At 61.5% G+C, this 2,694-nt stretch carries 2 protein-coding genes and 1 pseudogene; all 3 read right to left on the bottom strand.

All coding sequences use genetic code 11. The features are described 5' to 3' along the window. Positions 1 to 304, bottom strand: a pseudogene (locus tag B4E36_RS06580) (carbohydrate ABC transporter permease); the annotation flags it as partial. After that, on the bottom strand, positions 301 to 1,245 hold the full coding sequence (locus B4E36_RS06585; RefSeq protein ID WP_292053213.1) for a carbohydrate ABC transporter permease: 945 nt from the start codon (positions 1,243 to 1,245) through the stop codon (positions 301 to 303). The gene B4E36_RS06585 and the pseudogene B4E36_RS06580, both read right to left, overlap by 4 nt. Positions 1,246 to 1,311: 66 nt before the next feature. Then, positions 1,312 to 2,580: an ABC transporter substrate-binding protein gene (locus B4E36_RS06590; protein ID WP_292053214.1), complete on the bottom strand. Its 1,269-nt coding sequence runs from the start codon at positions 2,578 to 2,580 to the stop codon at positions 1,312 to 1,314. Positions 2,581 to 2,694 lie beyond the last annotated feature (114 nt).

Consider the following 2,694-nt stretch of genomic DNA (forward strand, 5'->3'; position numbering starts at 1 on the left):
GCCCCCTGAAGCGGATGCGGCTCAGCGCGAAGGCCGCCGTGACGCCGAGAAACAGCGAGAAGATCACGACGACGGTGGCGACGAAGATCGAGTTGAATATCTGGTGGCCGAAGACGCCGTCGGTCAGCATGTGTTCGTAATTGTCGAAGGTGACCGCCTTGGGCAGATAGTTGACTTCGAACAGCGCCTGGCCGTTTTCCAGCGATGTCAGGACCGCATAATAAAACGGGAACAGGGCCTGGACGAGAATGACCAGAACGAGCGCGTAGAACGCGATGCGTTTGACGGGAGCGGGGATGGTCATCGCTCACCTCCAAGGTTCATGCGGGTGGCGCGGATGAAGCCGATCGTCAGAAGCGCGATGATCAGGAACAGCAGGGTGGAAGCCGCCGAGCCATAGGCGAACTGGTCGAAATCGAACAGGTTCTCGCGCGCGAACACCGACATGGTGGCCGTGTTGGGATTATTGGGCGTCAGCACATAGACGATGTCGAAGACGCGCAGCGCATCGAGCGCGCGGAACACGATCGCCACCAGCACCGCCGGCATGATCAGCGGCAGCGTGACCTTGCGGAACACGCGCACGGGATGAATGCCGTCGAGCTTCGCCGCCTCATACATGTCTTTCGGCACCATCTGCAGGCCGGCGAGGATCAGCAGCGCCATGAACGGCGTGGTCTTCCAGATATCGACGATCAGCACGGCGAGAAGCGCCGTATCCGGATTGGCGGTCCAGGCCACCGGCTCGGCGATGATGTGCAGCTTCATAAGGATATCGTTCAGGATGCCGAACTGGTCATGCATCATCCAGGCCCACATCTTGGCGGAGACGATGGTGGGGATCGCCCAGGGGATGAGAACGGCGGCGCGGACCAGCGCGCGGCCGGGAAAATGGGTGTTGAGCACCAGCGCGATGACCATACCGAAAATGGTTTCGAACAGCACCGAGAAGAAGGTGAAGCGCAGCGTGTTCCAGACCGCCCGCCACCAGTCGGGGTCAGCGAGCAGGCCGTAATATTCACCGGTTCCGTCGCCGAAATCGAGATATTCGAGGTAGTTGCGGAAACCGATCCATTCCGCCTGTTCGGGGAAATCGATCGACGCATCGGTAAAGCCGAAATAGATCGTTCGGACCAGCGGATAGACCGCGACCACGGCCAGCACTGCCAGCATCGGCGCCAGGAACACCCAGGCCGAGACGACGCGCTGATGCGACAGGGTCGATTTTTCGACCGGTTCTGCCATGTTCCGTTCCCTTCTTCTCTTGCGCAAAACGGCGCCGCGCCGGGATGCGGGCGGCGCCGTTATGTCTTACCAGCCGTTGCCGCGCAGGCGCTTCAGCTTGGCTTCCAGCTTGGCGAGGTTCTGCTCGGCGGTGCCGTCGCCTGAAAGCGTATCATGCACGGCGGTCCAGAATTCCGAGGAGACCTCGTTATATTTGCGCTTGGTGGCGGCGGACGGGCGCGGCAGGGCGTTGAGCACGACCGGCTTCCAGCGCGGAATGAAAGGCTGCGCTTCCGCCACTTCCGGATCGTCGTAGACGGCCGTCACCGTCGGCGGGCGCGAGGTTTCGATCGCGCGTTCCTTCTGGTTTTCGAAATTGTTCAGGAACTTCACCAGTTCGATCGCCTCGTCCGGGTTTGGCGAATATTTGGAGACGGCGAGATGCCAGCCGCCCAGCGTCGCCGCCGAGCTGTCGCCTTCGCCGCCCACCGGCAGCGTGGTCACGTCGAACTTTCCCTTCACCGGGGAATCCGGCCCATCGGCCAGCGCATAGGCGTAGTTCCAGTTGCGCATGAACACGGCGTTGCCGGACTGGAACACGCCGCGCGCATCCTCTTCCATGTAGTTGAGCACGCCCTGCGGCGCGATCGTACTGACCCAGGATTTCGCCATGTTCAGCGCTTCGGCCGCTTCCGGATTGTTGATGCCGATCGAGCCGTCAAGCTCGACGATCCGGCCGCCGCCATAGGAATAGATCCATTCCTGGCCGTTGCAGGTGAGCCCTTCATAGGGCGCACCCTGGAAGACGAAGCCCCACATGTCGCCATTGCCCTCGGCCCGCTCGCCATCCATGATGACCTTCGCGGTTTCGGTCATCTGGTCCCAGGTCTCGGGAACCGATCGATCGTATTTTTCCAGAAGATCCGTTCGGTAGTAGAGCGCCGGCGCGCCGAGGAACATCGGCAGCGCGACGAGCTTACCGTCGACGGTCTGCGATTCAACGGCTGCCGGAACGAACTGGTCGATGATATCGGCGGTCGCCTCCGTCAGGTCGACGAAGTGGTCGGCAAGCTGCGGCGCGCCGATGACGTCGATGCGGTAGACGTCGATATCCGGCGACTTGGCCGAAAGCCAGAGCTTGTACTGGCCGAACTGGTCGGTCGTCGATTCCGGCATGGAGACGATGTTGACGGTGTTGCCGGTCATCTCCTCATAGCGGTCGAGCTCCTTGCGCAGAACCTCGTTATCCTTGCCGATGGCGCCATGGACGATGTTGAGTTCGACAGCGCCGGCCGATACCGCCATCAGCGCGCTTGCGCCGAGCAGTACGCCCGTGAATTTTCCAAAATGCTTCATTGCCTGTTCTCCCTCCGGCCTTTGTCAGGTCCGGTTTTCAAAAGTTCCCGCGTATGAAAGCCGGTCCATCGGGGGCCGCTTTCCTGTTGTCCGGGCAATCCGGCGCGTCGCCGT

The sequence above is a fragment of the Martelella sp. UBA3392 genome (assembly GCF_002358775.1).
Taxonomy (GTDB): Bacteria; Pseudomonadota; Alphaproteobacteria; order Rhizobiales; family Rhizobiaceae; genus Martelella; species Martelella mediterranea.

Bases quoted from the DNA above. Each gene is read 5' to 3' on its own strand.
- B4E36_RS06585 (WP_292053213.1), bottom strand. From the start codon at position 1,245: ATGGCAGAACCGGTCGAAAAATCGACCCTGTCGCATCAGCGCGTCGTC.
- B4E36_RS06590 (WP_292053214.1), bottom strand. From the start codon at position 2,580: ATGAAGCATTTTGGAAAATTCACGGGCGTACTGCTCGGCGCAAGCGCG.